This is a genomic window from Pseudoalteromonas rubra (genome assembly GCF_000238295.3).
Taxonomy (GTDB): Bacteria; Pseudomonadota; Gammaproteobacteria; order Enterobacterales; family Alteromonadaceae; genus Pseudoalteromonas; species Pseudoalteromonas rubra.
In genome coordinates, this window is the sequence record NZ_AHCD03000027.1 from 149698 (window position 1) to 169465 (window position 19768).

14 protein-coding genes are annotated in these 19768 nt (G+C 49.7%); 8 read left to right on the plus strand and 6 right to left on the minus strand.

Annotated features, from left to right (window positions below; genetic code table 11):
* Positions 1 to 17: 17 nt before the first annotated feature.
* From PRUB_RS05085 to PRUB_RS05100, 4 genes are all read right to left on the minus strand, one after another.
* Entirely contained in the window at positions 18 to 1757 is a 1740-nt protein-coding gene (locus PRUB_RS05085; protein ID WP_010384070.1) for a carbamoyltransferase family protein, read from the minus strand.
* A gap of 68 nt (positions 1758 to 1825) precedes the next feature.
* Positions 1826 to 2902, minus strand: coding sequence for an ACP S-malonyltransferase (gene fabD, locus PRUB_RS05090; protein ID WP_010384072.1), 1077 nt, complete (start codon positions 2900 to 2902; stop codon positions 1826 to 1828).
* 19 nt (positions 2903 to 2921) lie between these two features.
* Complete coding sequence (locus tag PRUB_RS05095; RefSeq protein ID WP_010384074.1) at positions 2922 to 4337, minus strand: PfaD family polyunsaturated fatty acid/polyketide biosynthesis protein; 1416 nt, start codon at positions 4335 to 4337, stop codon at positions 2922 to 2924.
* A 370-nt stretch (positions 4338 to 4707) separates the two neighbouring features.
* Positions 4708 to 5154, minus strand: coding sequence for a hypothetical protein (locus tag PRUB_RS05100; RefSeq protein WP_010384077.1), 447 nt, complete (start codon positions 5152 to 5154; stop codon positions 4708 to 4710).
* 313 nt (positions 5155 to 5467) lie between these two features.
* On the opposite strand from PRUB_RS05100, the gene PRUB_RS05105 reads away from it, so the two are divergent.
* The gene (locus PRUB_RS05105; protein ID WP_010384079.1) at positions 5468 to 6160 is read left to right on the plus strand and encodes a penicillin-insensitive murein endopeptidase; all 693 of its coding nucleotides are present in this window, start codon (positions 5468 to 5470) and stop codon (positions 6158 to 6160) included.
* 39 nt (positions 6161 to 6199) lie between these two features.
* Here PRUB_RS05105 and PRUB_RS05110 read toward each other — a convergent pair whose 3' ends face one another.
* Positions 6200 to 7849, minus strand: a complete 1650-nt coding sequence (locus tag PRUB_RS05110; RefSeq protein ID WP_010384080.1) for an alpha/beta fold hydrolase — start codon at positions 7847 to 7849, stop codon at positions 6200 to 6202.
* Positions 7850 to 8246: 397 nt separating this feature from the next.
* Complete coding sequence (locus PRUB_RS05115; protein ID WP_010384082.1) at positions 8247 to 8576, minus strand: hypothetical protein; 330 nt, start codon at positions 8574 to 8576, stop codon at positions 8247 to 8249.
* 230 nt (positions 8577 to 8806) lie between these two features.
* On the opposite strand from PRUB_RS05115, the gene PRUB_RS05120 reads away from it, so the two are divergent.
* The 7 genes from PRUB_RS05120 (at position 8807) to PRUB_RS05150 (ending at position 19762) form a co-directional block, all read left to right on the plus strand.
* A complete protein-coding gene (locus PRUB_RS05120; protein ID WP_010384085.1) occupies positions 8807 to 9115 on the plus strand; it encodes a hypothetical protein in 309 nt (102 codons plus the stop codon).
* Between the two features lie 477 nt (positions 9116 to 9592).
* Entirely contained in the window at positions 9593 to 10342 is a 750-nt protein-coding gene (gene pdhR / locus PRUB_RS05125; protein ID WP_010384087.1) for a pyruvate dehydrogenase complex transcriptional repressor PdhR, read from the plus strand.
* A 66-nt stretch (positions 10343 to 10408) separates the two neighbouring features.
* A complete protein-coding gene (aceE, locus tag PRUB_RS05130; RefSeq protein ID WP_010384089.1) occupies positions 10409 to 13075 on the plus strand; it encodes a pyruvate dehydrogenase (acetyl-transferring), homodimeric type in 2667 nt (888 codons plus the stop codon).
* Between the two features lie 11 nt (positions 13076 to 13086).
* A complete protein-coding gene (aceF, locus tag PRUB_RS05135) occupies positions 13087 to 14994 on the plus strand; it encodes a pyruvate dehydrogenase complex dihydrolipoyllysine-residue acetyltransferase (protein WP_010384091.1) in 1908 nt (635 codons plus the stop codon).
* 222 nt (positions 14995 to 15216) lie between these two features.
* Positions 15217 to 16641, plus strand: coding sequence for a dihydrolipoyl dehydrogenase (gene lpdA, locus PRUB_RS05140; protein WP_010384093.1), 1425 nt, complete (start codon positions 15217 to 15219; stop codon positions 16639 to 16641).
* A 405-nt stretch (positions 16642 to 17046) separates the two neighbouring features.
* Entirely contained in the window at positions 17047 to 18288 is a 1242-nt protein-coding gene (locus PRUB_RS05145; RefSeq protein WP_198452315.1) for a serine hydrolase domain-containing protein, read from the plus strand.
* A gap of 127 nt (positions 18289 to 18415) precedes the next feature.
* On the plus strand, positions 18416 to 19762 hold the full coding sequence (locus PRUB_RS05150) for a serine hydrolase domain-containing protein (protein ID WP_010384095.1): 1347 nt from the start codon (positions 18416 to 18418) through the stop codon (positions 19760 to 19762).
* Positions 19763 to 19768: the final 6 nt, after the last annotated feature.

Sequence of the window (19768 nt, forward strand, 5' to 3'; positions counted from 1 at the left end):
CTGTGACTGCCACTGGGTTACTTCTCGTAAATGGTGTTGTTGATCACCAGCACATCAATGCCGGACATCAGGAACACCGCCAGCATGTCCTCAACGGAATGGACAATGGGCTTACCCATGATGTTAAAGCTGGTGTTCAGCAGCACCGGCACGCCTGTGATTTCACGGAAACTGTCGATCAGTTTGTAGTATGGCGCGTTCCATTCCTTTTTCACGCTTTGCAGGCGACCTGTGTTGTCGACATGCACCACGCCCGGGACTTTGTCGCGCACCGCTTCTTTAAACACCAAAGTACGCTCCATGTAAGGGGATTCCTGGTAATCCTCAAAATACTCGTCGCCATATTCATGCAGGATAGACGGCGCGAAGGGGCGGAACTCTTCGCGGAACTTAACCCGGGCGTTCACGGTGTCTTTGATGTCCACCAGACACGGGTTAGCGAGGATTGAGCGGTTGCCCAAAGAGCGTGGACCAAACTCAGCGCGACCTTGCGCCCAGCCGATGATCTTGCCTTGAGCCAGGAACTCTGCGGTTTTCTTGTATACGTCTTCGCCGTAATCGGTGGCCTTAAGGTGGCTGTAACGGTGCAGTTTATCCAGTGATTTTTGCTTCACCTCGGAGCCGGTATAGGGGCTCTGAATTTGCGTAGAAGGTTGCCAGCTTGGATTATCCTGCTGGTAGCACAACAAGGCGGCACCAATGGCATTGCCATCATCTGCCGGGGCTGAAGGCACAAAGATGTTGTCAAATTTGGATTTCGCCAGCGCGGTGCCCATGAAGGAGGAGTTCAGTGCACAGCCGCCGGATATTGCGAGGTTTTTCGACGGTGCATGCTCGTAGATGGCATCGATCAGATCCATAAAGATTTCACTGAATACCAGTTGTCCGGTGTAGGCAAAATCTTTGTAGGCTTCAATGGACTCACCCGGCTCGCGTGCCATGGCTTTGATCTCTTTCATGATGGCATTGAGGTTTTTCGGTACCACGAAATTACCGTTTTTCACCTGCAAAGAGGCGCGGAGCAGATCGTAGATTTTCTGGTCTTTTTTACCATAAGGTGCCAGACCCATTACTTTCCATTCTTCGCCTTTGAGCGGATCAAAGCCCAGGTTTTCACAAATAATGGTGTAAAACAGGCCCAGACTTTTGAATGAGCGCTTCACCTTGATGGGCGCCGGGGTGATTTTACCGTCTTTATAAGTGAAGTAGTCAATACTGCTTTTCTCGCCCATACCGTCTACCACCAGACAGGAAGCTTCACTGAATGGGCTGTTAAAACAGGCATTGGCGGCATGCGTGAGGTGGTGGTCAAAATAGCGTACTTCAGTGGGCTTTTTATTGCGGTAGTTACCCACGATAAAGTTGCGGCATGAGGCTTCAAAAAAGCGTGACAGGGTACGCCCTGCAGCTGCCTGTGAGGCTCTGGCAAAGTAGAACTGGTCCTTGATGTCGCGGGTGTTCACGTCGATATTAAACGAGAAAGTCTCGAGTATGCTCAGCACCACGTTTTCAAGGATGTTGGTACTTTTCTCGCGGCCTTTGCTCCAGGTTTTTGCGATCACCAGTTCAGTACAGTCACTGCAATAGGTCTTCAGGACTTCCTCGATGTAATAGGGGTTATCCGGCAGGCAGTACAGGCCCCGTTTGTAGCCCAGAAAACGCTCGGCGTCTTCGGCAAAAATCACGTCGCCCTGCTGATTGACAATCGCAATGGCAGGATCATGAAAGGAGGTGGCAAGGCCAATATAGTATTTCATCGTTTCAGTCCAAAAGTTGGGTCGTTATTCTGTGTCCGGCCTGTGCCGGGGCATAATCTTGTCTTTAGTTACAGTGGTGTGGCTTCGTCGAGTGCGATATAACCCTGAACACCTTCGACATACACTGCAGGTCGGTGGCCGAACAACAGCATGGCTGGGGTTCGTGTGCGCAAGGGCTCGCCAAGATGGGCGACTCGGATCTGGGTGCCGACATCATGGGACTGGTTCCAGCGCTCAATCTGTTGTGCTATTGGGTTCGTCAAGGTCGTGGTCTTCGCTGCATGACATACAGGCTGACTGCTTACTTGCTGCTTAATCTCAGCCACTAACTTGGAGAGGATTTTTTTCGGTCCCAGTTCAACAAAAGTCATGTCACCCTGAGCCAGCAGGTAGGCAATGCTGTCAGTCCAGCGCACGGATCCGGTAAGCTGGGCGATCAGCTGCGCCTGGATAGTGTGCTCATGGTAGGGCCGTGCACTGACATTGGCAATCACCGGCATGCTGGGCGCTTTGAACTCAACCTCTGCCACGCAGCGTGCAAAGTCAGGCTGTACATCAGCCATGTAGCGAGAATGGAATGCGCCGCTGGTGTTAAGCCGAATAAACCGTCCTCCGGCCTGCTCAATAGCCTGTTGCGCACGACTGATGTCGTCCTTCAGGCCTGACAGTACGCTTTGCTGAGGGCTGTTCAGGTTGGCAATGTCCAGTGTTTCCAGGTGATGCTCTGTCAGACAGGCTCTGATAGCGGCTTCGTCTAACTCCAGCACCGCGGCCATCGCGCCACCGTTTACCTGGCTCATCAGGGCACCCCGTTGTTGTACCAGCCGCAGGCCATCTTCAAAAGACACTGCACCGGCAGCAAACAGCGCGGTGTATTCGCCCAAACTGTGCCCGGCCATAAAATCTGCGGGGATCGGGTCGCGCTGCTGATGGGCCAAAAACGCCAGGGCACTGACCACATACAGGGCAGGCTGGGTGTACTCGGTCTGGTTCAGTTGTTTATGTGGGTCGTCAAGACACAGGGTTTTAATGCAGTAACCCAGAATGTCACTGGCTGTCTGGGTTTGCTCGGGAAACAAATCAAACCAGGCTTTGCCCATGCCAACGTATTGTGCGCCCTGTCCTGGAAATAAATAACTTTTCATTTTTGCCTCGCCAGTGTGGTTAATCGACGTGTTCAGGGGCCAGCCAGAGGCGGGTCCGGGTCGTCAGCAGGGCGGCGGTAGCCGTCATGAGCTGCTGGGCAATATCGGCAACATGGCGCTGCTGCCAGGATTCAAGTGCTGTGCCTTTGACCCACTGATTAAATGCCCCCAGTGCAGGTCCTGTATGAACCTGAAAATTGACCCGCTCCTGCGTCTCTCCTGCAAATGCCAGCTTCATTGAGTGGGCAAAATACCAGCGAAATACGCGCGCCATCTTGTATTTAGGTTCCTGCTCTGCGCGCGTTACTTCCGCACTGCGTCCTTGCTGATGTAAGTACTGACTGGTCTCTTGCCAGATTTGATTAAAGGTCTTTTTAAACACCTTGTTTTCAAGTTGACTACGCTGCGCTGCGGGGATGGCATCCAGAGAGGGATAGTGCTGATAAAGCTGATACAGCTTTTGGGCCCGGGCTGGAAAAAATACGCCTTTTTTCAGTACCTGTACTTTGGCACCCAGTTCAAACATATCTCCGGCTGGGGCATAGTCGGTGTCCTGAACATTAATGTCCTGCAACAGGGTTTTTACTGCCGCAGAGGTGTCGGCTTCGACCGTGCATTGGTTAATTGAGCCGGTCAGGATAAAGTCCGCTCCCATCATAAACGCGGCTGCGGCGGAGGTCGGCGTACCAATGCCACCGGCCAGTCCGACCCGGGGCGCAGTGTTGAATTGATACTGCGCACTGAGTGTGTCGCGCAGCTGTTGCATGGCAGGCAACAGCACCGCTGGCATCCCTTGATCGGTATGACCGCCGGAGTCAGCCTCTACACACAGGTCGTCACACATGGCAATGTGTTTACTCAACTCGGCCTGCTCTAAAGTGATGTGTTTCTCTGCCAGCAATTGGGTAACGATATTGTCCGGAGCCGGGCTTAAAAACATACTGGCGACTTCGGGGCGTGACACTTTGGCCATCAGCTTATTGGCCGACACCACTTGGCCCTGCTCATTTCGCGTCAGGCCGCGCAGACGATACAGTACCAATGCCGGGGTAATGCGAATAAAGGCCGCGGCTTCCAGACAACGAACCTGGCGTTTCAGACACAGTTCTACCAGGGCCAGTTCTTGCTCTGGGCGAGTCAGGTTGCAGACCAGGTTGAGACCAAACCTCTGTCCCTCTGTGAGCGTGTTTTGTATTTCATTTAGCGCATGCTCAACGACATCAACAGACAAGCCACCTGAGCCAAAAAAGCTTAATAAGCCCGCTTGTGCCATGGCAATCACCAGTCTTGATGAGGCTATTCCCCGATACATACCGCCGCTGACATACGCATATTTAACGCCATAGTCAGCTCTGAACGAGGTGGCGCCCAGCTGCTGAGGGGTAATGGCTGGAAACGGGTCCGGGCTGGTGTCGCCTGAGAGTGTGTGTATCAAGAGTCAATGCCTAGTCATGATAATTACATCGAACCGTAATACATAATTATGAAAACATAATGGAGAAGCAGGAGAGGTTGGAGGAGTCTAAATTATCGCCTAAAGAATAGAGTATTTACCATTGTCTAATTGTAGTGAATAGTGAAACAAATGACTTTAAAGTGCATTTTCATTATAAGTTAATGGGTTAACTATGAGCTCTTATCTGACTTTGCTATCACTCGACGAACTTAGCGGCAGCACTTTTGCTAACCGGGCTAGCGACTGAATTGGACGATTGGTAAGAGATGAACCAGGGCCGTGCTTTTCCCCGGCTCATGCTTGAGCTCCGCGGCAGACGGTTTCTTACCGCCTGCAATGGGAAGCCTAATCAGGCTTCAACTTCAGTGTTTGCTTCGGTTAAAACCAGATCTTTGATATCGACCAGCGCAGCCTGAGCAGCTTCCAACAGAGGGGCGTCGTTGCCCGTTAATGCATACCCGATTAATGCTCGCACCAGTGCTTTGAACTTGGCGCCAGAGTCATCCTGATCGGTGAAGAGTGATTTGGTGTACAGCCAGTTGTGATGGTGATCAATTGAAAACAGTGCCTGGCCGCGATATTTATCCTGATTAGCAGGTTTTACAGAGATATCGTCCTGGGCATAAATCTTCTGGCACTCGGGGTAATCATAGGACCAGGTGGTGGCATTGGGGCCAATCAGCTCATACTTTAGCGTCTCTTTGGCGGATGCTGTCCTGTCATAGTTGGCCGTCAGGAACGCCTTTTGACCGCTGTTTGAGTGAAAAATATAAAGGGTGGCTTTTTTAGTGATCATTGTATTGTCCTTAGTTTAGGGTTGTTCTAACGTTCGATATAAATGGTAGAAAAATATCTCAGTTTGGTTATTACGTAGCCATTACGAGCCAGGAGCGAATTGATGCGTTCTTTGCGTTAATATGTGGCGGTTGTTCATTTATTGTACTTGTGGCTTAATCAGCTTGTCTGCTCTGGTGATGGTTATCCGACGACCTTATCGTCCTGCTTTATTGCGTGGTCACCGCAAAGCAAGGCACATCAAAGCGCTTACCACTGAGGTGATGACCTCATCAGTCAGAGCATATTCAGCCTAGTCTGTGTATGTTTTGGGTATGAAACTTTGTTATTTATTATTCGTTGCCGGTTTTGTCCCTGCGGTCGCGCACTCAAAAAGCAGCACCTGCTACGGTACAACCGGGCAGGGGTCGCTGAAGGGGGCCGTGGAATTACCTAAGGCTGGCAATAACTTTGTCGGCTATAGCACGCTTGCGCGGCTGGCAGGGCGCACCTATGTGCATTCAGAGGTGTATGAAATCGTGACGGCTTCTTATCAGGCGCTGGAAAAAACACACCCAGATAAAGTTTATAAGTACGCAGAGACAGGCTTTGCCGAAGGGGGGAGGTTCAGGCCACACAAAACCCATCGCAATGGTTTATCAGTAGATTTTATGACGCCTGTCATTGATGAAGCTGGTCAGTCAGTGCATTTACCCACGCATCCGTTCAACAAGTTTGGTTATCTCATTGAGTTTGATGAGCATGATCAGTTTGACGGCCTGGAGATAGATTATGCAGCGATGGCGGCGCATATTGTCGCATTGCACAAACAGGCCAAGCGTCGTGGTCACGATCTGTGGCGCGTTATTTTTGATCCTAAACTACAGCCAAATTTGTTCAGTACACAGTATGGGGAATATCTGAAAACCCATATTCAGTTTTCTAAAAAACCGTCCTGGGTTCGTCATGATGAACACTATCATGTTGATTTTGATATACCCTGCGAGCCCATGGCTGAAACCGAATAACGCGGTTTCAGCCATGGTGTTAATAGCAAATAAATTTAATCAGAAGTCTATCAACGGCATAAAGGTGGCGTAGGCCTGCACAAACGCGGCTGGATCAGATTGCTTTAATTGCATAATGTCTGCCTCTGACATGATCTCAGGCTGGCCATCAAAGGCATCTGGAGTACCGAACAGTACATGGCTTGCCATAGCGGAAGCGGTAAAGTTGAGGCCCTGCAAATTCGCGATACAGCCGGTATCCGGTTGGCTCCAGATATCTTCAATAAAATTTTTCATGATCTCTGCGCCACAGGTGCTGGTACTGGCGTCATGGGTCTGGCTGACAAAAAGTACCCCATGATGGGTTTGTGGAAGCTCAACATAACGCTGATTAATGTTAGTAAATGCGTCTTGGATCAGTGATATATAGGTATGCGGCGTTTGCGGGTCTAAATCGCCATTGAGTGCGAGTGTGGGCATGTAATGGTGCATGGGTTGATACACATAGGGGTCAGTGTAACGATTACCCCAAACCTGCTTGTCTAGGTGTATCCGGTAGTTCATAAAGTCCGGGTAACAGGCAATGGCGTCCTGGCAATAAGCCAGCTTGCTGTGCAAATCGCGTTGCACATGATTAATTTCGTTGTGTGTAATGAGCTTTGAGACTACCTGTGAAAAACCGAACGGGTCTTTTGCCGGGAGTTGCAAGAGCTGCCTGCCCAGGCCTTTAAAGATAAAATTATGCAGGTTATTCAGTGCCATTACATCGTCGCTGTTGCAACGATTAAGACGATGTAGTGTGGGTATGAGTATTTGTTCTACCGAGCGTGACAAGCCGAGGATCGAGAGCATTTGCAGTGCCTGGCGGTCAAAGTCCAGTCCCGGGCAACTCTGGGCGGTAAAAATGTCATTAAGACGCGCTTTGAGCTGCGGCAGCGAGCTGAAATTTAACCGCGACTGACACTCCGTATCAAGCTGGCAGTAGGCTAACAAATCGTCCAGTGTCGCGTTAAAGTTTTCATCCCACAGGTCATTACCAAATTCGGCTGGTGGCAGCACTGAGTCGAGGATAATGGCCTGAGCACCGGTTGGGGCAACTTGGCTGAATCTTTGTGCCCACAGCGTGCCATAAGAGACACCATACACATAGCTGGGTTGCCAGTCTCGCACTTTACTTTTGCCGATCACATACTCCAGATCTCGCGCCGCTGCTGTGGTATTAAACTCATACAGGTCATCGCCCCATTGCTGATGGAGATCATCAAAACAAGTTTGGGCATACTGAGCATAATCGCTGACAACCGGGTTACTGCAGGCCAGGTGAGTCGACCAGCCCACACCGCGATGTTCCAGTACGAATAAATCATAGTGTTCGGTAAAAGGCGCCAGGGTGGTGTTTAACTGCTGAACAAAAAAGCTCCCTGATCCACCGGGTCCGCCCTGTAACAGCCAAATTTGCCCTTTACTGTTTGCCGATTTTGCAGGGTATTTAGAGACCAGCACGGAGATTTTTTTACCGTCGGGCGCCTGCCAGTTGAGCGGTACGTCGGCCTGCGTACAGGTGTTTTTGCCATCTGTGGATTGAAACTGTGCCGGGCATTCGCCCCAGTTAAAATCCAGATAGCGGTTAAAGTCAGATTGGGCAAGCTCAGTGGCCTGGCTGGTACTGGCCAGGGTGAGTGCAGTTACGGCGATTAGTGGGCCTTTCATGGTATTCCTTTTCAGTTGTTGAATATTTATTGTTAATTTTTTGGTGTGTTGATTACATTATCCCATCGCGAGGTGAGTTTGAAATACGTTTTACCTGAAAAAGGTTCATGTTGTGTTGTTAGGGTGGGTGAGTTCGCTTACCTGCCTGCTCGTGTTGTTAGTCGTTACCTCGGGGCATGAACTATGAATGTGATCTGGTTAAATGAATGTTCAGGAACTGACTGTCAATGCCGCTAAAGCTGATGAAACATGAATGGACTTAGAGTCTGGGGGCTGGTATCGGTTGTTGCATTATTAAGAATGGGGAGCTAGAGACACTCCCGCTGTATTGAGCTGAGTATATGCAGGTGCTGTGAATGCTTGAAAGTCGATTCTTAGACCAGTCCTGTAAGTCGGCTTAGCGTACCCAAATACTGGTAATTCTGGGGTATTTATTGTTTTGACCTGAGCAGCCACTGACATAAAAGTTGACATTAGTACCGGCTAACTTAGCGGCAAGCAATGTCGAATGCAATGCGTCATAATTGGGGTGAGAGGGGACAATTGCATAATAGGTAGAGTCAGAACAGTTACTCGGATTACCTTTAATTTTTTCGCCATGAACCATGGTCCAGCCATTGTTAACATACATAATATCTATCTTACCAATGGATGTTGCCCCAGCAGCATACACCTGACCAGAAAGAAGTAGCGCACAAGCTGCTGTTACTGTTGATAGCTTTTTCATTGTATTTCCTTTGTTATTAGCTTCGGGACGGACTTTATCACACACAAAGCTAAACGGACATTGTTTTGTGGCTGCTATGAGGTATAGCACTTTACATGGTCTAAAAATTCAAGCGTTTGATATATAAGTGGTTTACTTTATTTTTTTGTTGATTTAATAGGCACGGCTCAGTATAGTCGCGGTGCACATAATAACGTGGTGCACATTGTAACAAACAAGGAAATCTAATAATGAAAAATATAGTTTTAGTACTCGCACTTCTCTTTTTATCTGTGACTGGTTTTAAAGTACAGGCAAATAGCTACGTAGATACCTATCCCAAAGTGACAAAAGTGTATGTTAACTCGGGCGGCCTTGCTTTGATCCGTATCGAGTCCCATGATAACTGGCTTGAACTGGGTAAAGTAGGTGATGCAAAGACGGATGCATGGGTGTCGATTGCACTGGCTGCGGCTCTGTCCGGGAAAAAAACCTGGATCCGTTATTATCCGAGCACATCCGGTTATCCCAGAGTGTCCGTTTTGAGCATTAGCGCTTAACCAAATAACGCACTGGCTGCTGAAAATGTCAGCTTGCCAGTGCCTCACCCTTCTGGCGTTCTGATAGTTTACGCCTTCCTCACGCGGATCCTGTTCATACCTGATAGCGTCTTCCTCTACTTGCATAGCCTTACACGTTTGTCACCCGGGGCAGTATGACGTAACCCCATGATTGGTTTTTCTATCTGGTCTGACCATTTTATTTTCCTTTTTTAAATCATTTAACTTGTATAAAGTTTAGACACTTTGTGATGGCTTTTCTGTATTACTTTTAGCCGCAAAGCGCCGAATTTTGACAGTTGCGCTTGATTTTGATAACGTAGTGCACAAATTTGGTATGACCAATTTACCTTTAGGGTTGGCTTACCGGATCTGTTTAAGTAAAGAGTGAGCTGGATCAGCGCTTTGCCTGTGTTTTGACGGGTTGTGCAAGTACAGCTGGCTTGGGGTTTCACCAATAAACTCGGCGTTTAATCAATGTCTTTAAAGATAAAAGCAGCGAAACTATCAGATGTGATTCTGGAACAACTGGAAAACATGATCCTTGAAGGGTCGTTGATGCCAGGTGAAAAGCTGCCGCCGGAGCGTGAGCTGGCCAAGCAATTTGAAGTGTCGCGGCCATCACTGCGCGAGGCAATTCAAAAGCTTGAAGCAAAAGGGCTGGTTACCCGACGTCAGGGTGGCGGCACTTATGTGAAAAATCAGCTTGAGGAAGGTCTGACTGATCCCTTATTTGAGTTGATCAGTAAACATCCCGAGTCACAATTTGATTTGCTGGAGTTTCGTCATGCCCTGGAGGGCATCGCAGCTTATTATGCGGCCATGCGTGGCACGCAAACCGATCTCGATAAAGTGGAACAGAGCTTTGATGACATTGCCAGTGTTGGTGATGATCTGGTGCAAAAAGCCAGAGCCATCAACACCTTCCATTTTACCGTAGCAGAAGCATCACATAACGTGGTGTTGCTGCATCTGATGCGTGGTATGCAATCTTTACTGGAACAAAATGTATTGCAGAACTTAACAGTGCTGGTGCAAAAGCCGGATGCCAGTGAACAGCTTGCTCACCATCGTGAGGTGTTAAAAAACGCTGTGATCGAGGGCAAGCCAGAGCAGGCACGACTGGCCAGTAACGCACACTTAGCCTTTATCGAAGAGGCGTTGCTGGAAGCTGGGCGAGAGCGGTCGCGTATTGAGCGCAGCTTGCGTCGCACTAAAGCGCAGTAATATAAACAGAGCCATAAGCTAACGCTATAGAATAAATTCGTATTTTAAACATAAGGAACACTCCATATGTCTGAAGTCAATAAATTTGACGTAGACGCGCTAGAAACCCAAGAGTGGTTGCAGGCGCTTGAGTCGGTTGTAAAAGAAGAAGGCGTAGAGCGCGCGCAATACTTGCTTGAGCAGGTACTTGAGCAGGCGCGTCTGGATGGCGTTGATATGCCAACTGGCATTACGACTAACTATGTCAACACTATCCCGGCAGATCAGGAACCTGCCTATCCGGGGGATGTAAATCTGGAGCGTCGTATTCGCTCTATCATCCGCTGGAATGCGATCATGATCGTACTGCGCGCTTCCAAGAAAGATCTGGAGCTGGGCGGACATATGGCGTCTTACCAGTCGTCAGCAGCGTTTTATGAAATGTGTTTTAACCATTTCTTCCGCGCACCGAACGAAAAAGACGGTGGCGACCTGGTTTACTATCAGGGTCACATTTCACCAGGTATCTATGCTCGTGCATTCGTTGAAGGTCGTCTGACTGCAGAACAGCTGGATAACTTCCGTCAGGAAGTAGACGGTAAAGGTCTGTCTTCTTACCCGCACCCTAAACTGATGCCTGAATTCTGGCAGTTCCCGACCGTATCTATGGGTCTGGGTCCAATCGCGTCTATTTATCAGGCTCGTTTCCTGAAATACCTTGACGGTCGTGGTCTGAAAGACACTGCCGAGCAGCGTGTTTACGCCTTCCTGGGCGACGGTGAAATGGATGAGCCAGAATCTCGTGGTGCGATTTCTTTTGCAGCCCGTGAGAAGTTGGATAACCTGTGTTACCTGATCAACTGTAACCTTCAACGTCTGGATGGCCCGGTAATGGGTAATGGTAAGATCATCCAGGAACTGGAAGGCCTGTTTAAAGGTGCTGGCTGGAACGTCATCAAAGTTGTATGGGGTTCAGGCTGGGACAAGCTACTGGCAAAAGACACCACTGGTAAGCTACTACAGCTGATGAACGAAACCATCGATGGTGACTACCAGACGTATAAAGCCAAAGATGGCGCATACGTACGTGAGCACTTCTTCGGTCGTTACCCAGAGACTGCGGCACTGGTTGCAGACATGACAGATGAAGAGATCTTCGCGCTGAAGCGTGGTGGTCATGAGCCTTCTAAACTGTTTGCTGCATTCAAAGCAGCACAAGACACCAAAGGTCGTCCTACAGTGATCCTGGCTAAGACTGTAAAAGGTTACGGCATGGGTGAAGCGGCGGAAGGTAAAAACATCGCCCACCAGGTGAAGAAAATGGACATGACGCACGTTGAGCACCTGCGTTCACGTCTGGGCCTGGAAGACCTGGTATCTGACGAGCAAATTAAAGACCTGCCTTACCTGACACTGGAAGCAGGGTCTGCAGAGTACGAATACCTGCATGCACGTCGTAAATCATTGCATGGTTACACGCCACAGCGTTTGCCTAACTTCACAGAAGCACTGACGCTGCCAGAGCTGGATGCATTCAAGCCGTTACTGGAAGAGCAAAAGCGTGATATCTCAACCACTATGGCGTATGTCCGTGCGTTGAATATCCTGCTGAAAGACAAAGGCGTAGGCAAAAACATCGTGCCTATCATTGCCGACGAAGCGCGTACTTTCGGTATGGAAGGTCTGTTCCGTCAGATTGGTATTTATAACCCGCACGGTCAGAACTACACACCTCAGGATCGCGACATCGTTTCTTACTACAAAGAAGCCACGTCTGGTCAGGTACTGCAAGAAGGTATCAACGAACTGGGTGCAATGTCTTCATGGGTGGCTGCAGCAACGTCTTACAGCACCAATGACCTGCCAATGATCCCGTTCTACATCTACTACTCTATGTTCGGTTTCCAACGTGTTGGCGACATGGCGTGGATGGCGGGCGACCAGCAGGCGCGTGGCTTCTTGCTAGGTGCAACAGCTGGTCGTACAACGCTGAACGGTGAAGGTCTGCAGCACGAAGATGGTCACTCGCACATTCAGGCGGGTACGATCCCTAACTGTATTTCTTACGACCCGACGTTTGCGTTTGAAGTGGCAGTGATTCTGCAAGACGGTATCCGTCGTATGTACGGTCCTGATCAGGAAAACGTGTTCTACTACCTGACACTGATGAACGAAAACTACCATCAGCCAGCGATGCCAGAAGGCGCCGAAGAGGGTATTCGTAAGGGTATCTACAAGCTGGAAAGCTACGCTGGCGATAAGGCTCAGGTACAACTGATGGGCTCAGGTACTATTCTGAACGAAGTTCGTAAAGCGGCGCAGATCCTGAGCGACGATTACGGCATTGCGTCAGACGTATTCTCTGTCACGTCATTCAACGAGCTTGCACGTGACGGTCAGGACGCTGAGCGTTTCAACATGCTGAACCCGGATGCAGAGCAAAAAGTACCTTACATCACAACGGTATTGAGCGAAGCACCTGCAATTGCGGCCACTGACTACATGAAGAGCTATGCCGATCAGGTTCGCGCCTTCATGCCAAGCGAGTCGTACAAAGTGCTGGGCACCGACGGTTATGGTCGTTCAGACAGCCGTGAAAACCTGCGTCGTCACTTCGAAGTAAATGCAGGCTATGTGGTTGTTGCAGCACTGAGCGAGCTGGTTAAGCAAGGCAAAGTTGAAAAATCAGTAGTAACAGACGCTATCAAGAAATTTGATATCGACACAACCAAAACCAACCCACTTTACGCATAAGAGGCTAAGTGATGGCAATCGAAATTCATGTACCAGATATTGGCGCCGATGAGGTTGAAGTAACCGAGATTTTGGTCAGCGTTGGCGACACGGTAGAAGAAGAGCAGTCGCTGATCACCGTTGAAGGCGACAAAGCGTCAATGGAAGTACCTGCTGCGCAAGCGGGTACGGTTAAAGAAATCAAAATCAGTGAAGGCGACAAAGTGTCGACTGGTTCACTGATCATGGTCTTCGAAGCAGCGGGCGATGCGCCTGCTGCTGAGGCAGCACCAGCGGCGGCTCCGGCTGCTGCGGCGCCTGCCCCGGCAACTGCTGAAGTGAAAGAAGTACACGTACCAGACATTGGCGGCGACGAAGTTGAAGTCACTGAAATCCTGGTTGCGGTTGGCGACAGCGTTGAAGCTGAGCAGTCTTTGATCACCGTTGAAGGCGACAAAGCGTCAATGGAAGTACCAGCACCATTTGCCGGTATAGTTAAAGAAATCAAAGTTGAGATTGGCGGCAAAGTGGCCACCGGCAGCTTAGTTTTTGTCTTTGAAACAGTGGGTGCAGCAGCACCGGCTACAGCAGAAACTGCGCCAGCGGCAGCCCCTGTTGAAGCGACGCCTTCTTTGCAGGAAGTACAGGTACCGGATATCGGTGGTGACGAAGTTGAAGTCACTGAAATCATGGTGGCAGTCGGCGACAACGTTGAAGAAGAACAGTCTTTGATCACCGTTGAAGGCGACAAAGCGTCAATGGAAGTACCTGCGCCATTTGCCGGTACAGTCAAAGAAATCAAAGTGGCGGCTGGCGACAAAGTGTCAACCGGTTCGCTGATCTTTGTATTCGAAACCGTTGCGGCGGCAGCGCCGGCTCAGGCAGCACCTGCTGCGTCTGCTCCTGCTCCTGCTGCGTCTGCTCCTGCAACGGCTCCAGCGGCAAAAGCGGCTCCGGCAGCAGCGCCTGCGCCAAGTGCAGCGAAAGACGAGTTTGTGGCCAATGATGATTATGCCCATGCCTCTCCTGTGGTACGTCGTCTGGCGCGCGAGTTTGGCGTTAACCTGGCACGCGTTAAAGGCACGGGTCGTAAGAACCGTGTTCTGAAAGAAGACGTTCAGAACTATGTGAAAGAACTGGTTCGTAAGGTTGAGTCTGGCGAAATCAGCAAAGGCGGCAACTCAGGTGGCGGTGAACTGGGTCTGATCCCTTGGCCAAAAGTCGACTTCAGCAAATTTGGTGAAGTCGAAGAGAAGAAACTGTCTCGTATCCAGAAGATCTCAGGCGCTAACCTGCACCGTAACTGGGTTCAGATCCCGCACGTGACTCAGTTCGATGAAGCCGACATCACCACGCTGGAAGCATTCCGTAAAGAGCAGAATGTACTGGCTGAGAAGAAGAAAATGGGCGTTAAGATCACCCCGTTGGTATTCGTGATGAAAGCCGCAGCGAAAGCGTTGGAAGAGTTCCCAACCTTTAACTCATCGCTGTCAGAAGATGGTGAAAGCCTGATCCTGAAGAAGTATGTGAACATCGGTGTGGCGGTTGATACGCCAAATGGCCTGGTTGTGCCTGTCTTCAAAGACGTAAACAAGAAAGGCATCATCGAGCTGTCTCGCGAGCTAATGGACGTCTCTAAGAAGGCCCGTGAAGGTAAGCTGACGGCTGCTGACATGCAGGGCGGTTGCTTCACCATCTCAAGCCTGGGTGGTATTGGCGGTACGGCGTTTACGCCAATCGTGAATGCACCGGAAGTGGCAATCTTAGGTGTGTCTAAGTCTGAGATGAAGCCGAAGTGGAATGGTAAAGAGTTTGAGCCGCGCCTGATGGTGCCGCTAAGCTGCTCATACGACCACCGTGTTATTGACGGTGCGCTGGCAGCCCGCTTTACTGTGACTCTGGCCAATTACCTGAGTGACATTCGTCAGCTGGTAATGTAAGCCAAAGCAAAACCGCATGACCCCAGGTTGTGCGGTTTTGTCATATTTTTACTGTCCTGTCTGATATTTGGGCGGGACATCTGTGGGTGCGAATGATACACTTTCGCGCAACAAAAAACTCTCTCTGGTTGTTGGTGGCAGCGCTTGCCGATGATCAGGCACAATTGGGTGCGGATACTCACTCGAGTAGAGTCCCGTTCGAATAATAGTTAAGGTAATAACATGAGCAACGAAATCAAAACTCAAGTTGTTGTACTAGGCGGTGGTCCTGGTGGTTACTCTGCAGCATTCCGTGCAGCAGACCTAGGTTTAGAAGTTACATTGATCGAATCTCGCGATACCCTGGGTGGTGTGTGCTTGAACGTAGGTTGTATTCCTTCAAAAGCACTTTTACACGTTGCTAAGGTAATCGACGACGCGGCTGAAATGGCTTCACACGGTGTGACTTTCGGTGCTCCTCAAATCGACCTGGACAAAATCCGTAGCTGGAAAGAGTCTGTAATTGGTCAGCTGACAGGCGGTCTGTCTGGCATGGCGAAAATGCGTAAAGTTAAAGTGGTTAGCGGCTACGGTAAATTCACCGGCTCTAACTCTATCGCGGTTGAAGGTGCAGACGGCACAACAACAGTCAACTTCGATAACGCCATCATCGCTGCGGGTTCTCAGCCTGTAAACCTGCCTTTCATCCCACAAGATGAGCGTATCATTGATTCAACTGGCGCACTTGAGCTGAAAGACGTACCAGAAAAGCTACTTGTTCTGGGTGGTGGTATCATCGGTCTTGAGATGGGTACTGTGTACCGTGCACTGGGCTCGCAAATCGACGTGGTTGAGTTTGCAGATCAGCTGGTACCTGCGGCTGACAAAGACGTTATCAAGATCTACCAGAAGTACGTGAAAGACAAGTTCAACGTGATGCTGTCTACTAAGGTTGTTGCAGTTGAAGCGAAAGAAGACGGTATCTATGTATCGTTTGAAGGCAAGCAAGCACCAGAAGGCCAGGTACGTTACGACAAAGTACTGGTTGCTGTTGGTCGTACGCCTAACGGTAAACTGCTTGATGCAGACAAAGCGGGCGTTGCGGTTGATGAGCGTGGCTTCATCAACACTGACAAGCAAATGAAGACGAACGTAAACCACATCTACGCGATTGGTGACATCGTAGGTCAGCCTATGCTTGCGCACAAAGCGGTTCACGAAGCACACGTTGCTGCTGAAGTGATCTCTGGTAAGAAACACTACTTCGATCCTAAGTGCATTCCTTCAATCGCCTACACAGACCCAGAAATCGCATGGGTGGGTGTAACTGAGAAAGAAGCAAAAGAGCAAGGCCTGAGCATTGAAACTGCGGTATTCCCGTGGGCTGCATCTGGTCGTGCAATTGCTTCTGCACGTACTGAAGGTCAGACTAAGATGATCTTTGACAAAGAGACTGGTCGCGTGATCGGTGGTGCTATGGTTGGTATCAACGCCGGTGAAATGCTGGGCGAGATCGGCCTGGCAGTAGAGATGGGTGCAGACGCAGAAGACGTGGCACTGACTATCCACGCACACCCAACGCTGAACGAGTCAATCGGCCTGGCGGCTGAGATCTTTGAAGGTTCAATCACTGACCTGCCTAACAAAAAGGCAGTGAAGAAGAAGTAATCGCTACTTCTGACTGAACTAAAAAACCCGGCTCACAGAGACCGGGTTTTTTTGTGTCTGGTATGTCGTGCAGGATAATACCAATTTGCTTAATTAAGTGACCTATTTTGAGGCGAGAAAATAGGGTCGATAACACCGCTCCCGCGTCCTGCTATCGCTGAGGCACCTACATCCATATAGGCGAGGCAAAAATTTTGCTATTTAGTTGTTCTAAATGAGAAATTTTTAACGCTGTTAGCGTTCTATTTGCTCCTTCAAATAGATCAGGTATTAAGTGAAATTGGTATAAGCACCTTTGGTGCGTTTGAGTCCAGGTGATGAGAAAGGAAGTGGCATTGTTAACATTTAGACACTGTGCTAACGTCGGCGAGGATCAATAATAAAAATAATTACAAGGAATGGGTTATGACAATTCGATTGCTCCAAAGTGGGCTTGTTTTATGCGCGCTGAGCAGTGGCGTACAGGCAAATACCAGCATTGACTTTGATGCCACGCTGGCCTGTTATACAGAGGCTGATCAGCCGGGCATTGCGGTACGCATCGAGCAGGGCAAAAAGCTGATCTATAGCGGGGCCGCTGGCGTCGCTGATATCAAGCGCGCGCTGCCACTGAATACAAAACAGAGATTTCAGATTGGCTCGATCACCAAGCAATTTACGGCTGCGGCCATTTTGCAGCTGGCTGAGCGCAATCAGCTGTCGCTCCAGGACACGCTCGGTAAGTATATCCCTTCACTGAGTGAGGACTATGCCAGGTTGACCATCGAGAGGGTGCTGTCGCATACCTCAGGGTTGCCGAACTACAATGAGGGTCCTGAAATCGGCGCTAAGATGGCGCACTTTCGCACTTTAGATAATATCCTCAAAGAGATTGTACAATCTCCTGTACTCTATCCATCTGGTGAAGGGCATACCTATTCCAATACGGGCTATTTGCTGCTTGGTAAGATCATTGAGCAGGTCTCCGGGCTAAGCTACAAAGCCTATCTGCAACAGCGTATTTTTACGCCGCTGGGTATGACAGGCAGTCAGGTACTTACCAAAGGCACAGGCGATGCTGAGGTGAAGGGTTATAGCTCAGTGGGTCGTGAAGGCACACTGGTTGCTCCTTTTCATGTTGATCGCAGCTGGATTTATTCTGCCGGCGGCATAGAAACGACTCTGGCTGATATGAGCCGTTGGCATCATGGCCTGAAAGCCGGCAAAGTGGTTACGCCATCTTCTTATCGGTCGATGACCACCAGCGCGATGCTTAACGATGGCACGCTGGCCACTTATGGTTATGGGCTTTATCTTCGCCCGTTGGCCGGACAGCCAAGCTACTTCCATGAAGGGGGAGTCCCCGGGTTTTTAGCCATGTCAGTGTATTTCCCAGAAGCAGATGTATACGCAATTAGTCTGAGTAATCGGGATACCCTGCATCCGGGGCCGGCACTGCTGGATATGGTTGCGCAATATCTGAACATAACACCAAAACCCTTGCCGGATACAGAGCTGAGCCGTTTTGCCAAAACCTTAGTCGGCGAGTATCAGTCGGCCGGTCAGCAGTCCCTGACAGTGACGTTTGAGGAAGGGGTTCTGTATGGAGAAATTTTTAACGCTGTTAGCGTTCTATTTGCTCCTTCAAATAGATCAGGTATTAAGTGAAATTGGTATAAGCACCTTTGGTGCGTTTGAGTCCAGGTGATGAGAAAGGAAGTGGCATTGTTAACATTTAGACACTGTGCTAACGTCGGCGAGGATCAATAATAAAAATAATTACAAGGAATGGGTTATGACAATTCGATTGCTCCAAAGTGGGCTTGTTTTATGCGCGCTGAGCAGTGGCGTACAGGCAAATACCAGCATTGACTTTGATGCCACGCTGGCCTGTTATACAGAGGCTGATCAGCCGGGCATTGCGGTACGCATCGAGCAGGGCAAAAAGCTGATCTATAGCGGGGCCGCTGGCGTCGCTGATATCAAGCGCGCGCTGCCACTGAATACAAAACAGAGATTTCAGATTGGCTCGATCACCAAGCAATTTACGGCTGCGGCCATTTTGCAGCTGGCTGAGCGCAATCAGCTGTCGCTCCAGGACACGCTCGGTAAGTATATCCCTTCACTGAGTGAGGACTATGCCAGGTTGACCATCGAGAGGGTGCTGTCGCATACCTCAGGGTTGCCGAACTACAATGAGGGTCCTGAAATCGGCGCTAAGATGGCGCACTTTCGCACTTTAGATAATATCCTCAAAGAGATTGTACAATCTCCTGTACTCTATCCATCTGGTGAAGGGCATACCTATTCCAATACGGGCTATTTGCTGCTTGGTAAGATCATTGAGCAGGTCTCCGGGCTAAGCTACAAAGCCTATCTGCAACAGCGTATTTTTACGCCGCTGGGTATGACAGGCAGTCAGGTACTTACCAAAGGCACAGGCGATGCTGAGGTGAAGGGTTATAGCTCAGTGGGTCGTGAAGGCACACTGGTTGCTCCTTTTCATGTTGATCGCAGCTGGATTTATTCTGCCGGCGGCATAGAAACGACTCTGGCTGATATGAGCCGTTGGCATCATGGCCTGAAAGCCGGCAAAGTGGTTACGCCATCTTCTTATCGGTCGATGACCACCAGCGCGATGCTTAACGATGGCACGCTGGCCACTTATGGTTATGGGCTTTATCTTCGCCCGTTGGCCGGACAGCCAAGCTACTTCCATGAAGGGGGAGTCCCCGGGTTTTTAGCCATGTCAGTGTATTTCCCAGAAGCAGATGTATACGCAATTAGTCTGAGTAATCGGGATACCCTGCATCCGGGGCCGGCACTGCTGGATATGGTTGCGCAATATCTGAACATAACACCAAAACCCTTGCCGGATACAGAGCTGAGCCGTTTTGCCAAAACCTTAGTCGGCGAGTATCAGTCGGCCGGTCAGCAGTCCCTGACAGTGACGTTTGAGGAAGGGGTTCTGTATGGGCAAAAAAGGCAAAGTGAAAAGCGCAAACTTATCGCCAGGGCCAACAATGCGTTTTCCTTTGAATGTACCCAGAATTACTATCAGCTCAGTGAAGCAGAAGGCAAAACCAGCCTGACGCCAGTTGGGCTCTATCGCGGTAAGGGCAAGCCCTTGTTTAAGTTGTAAGTGGTT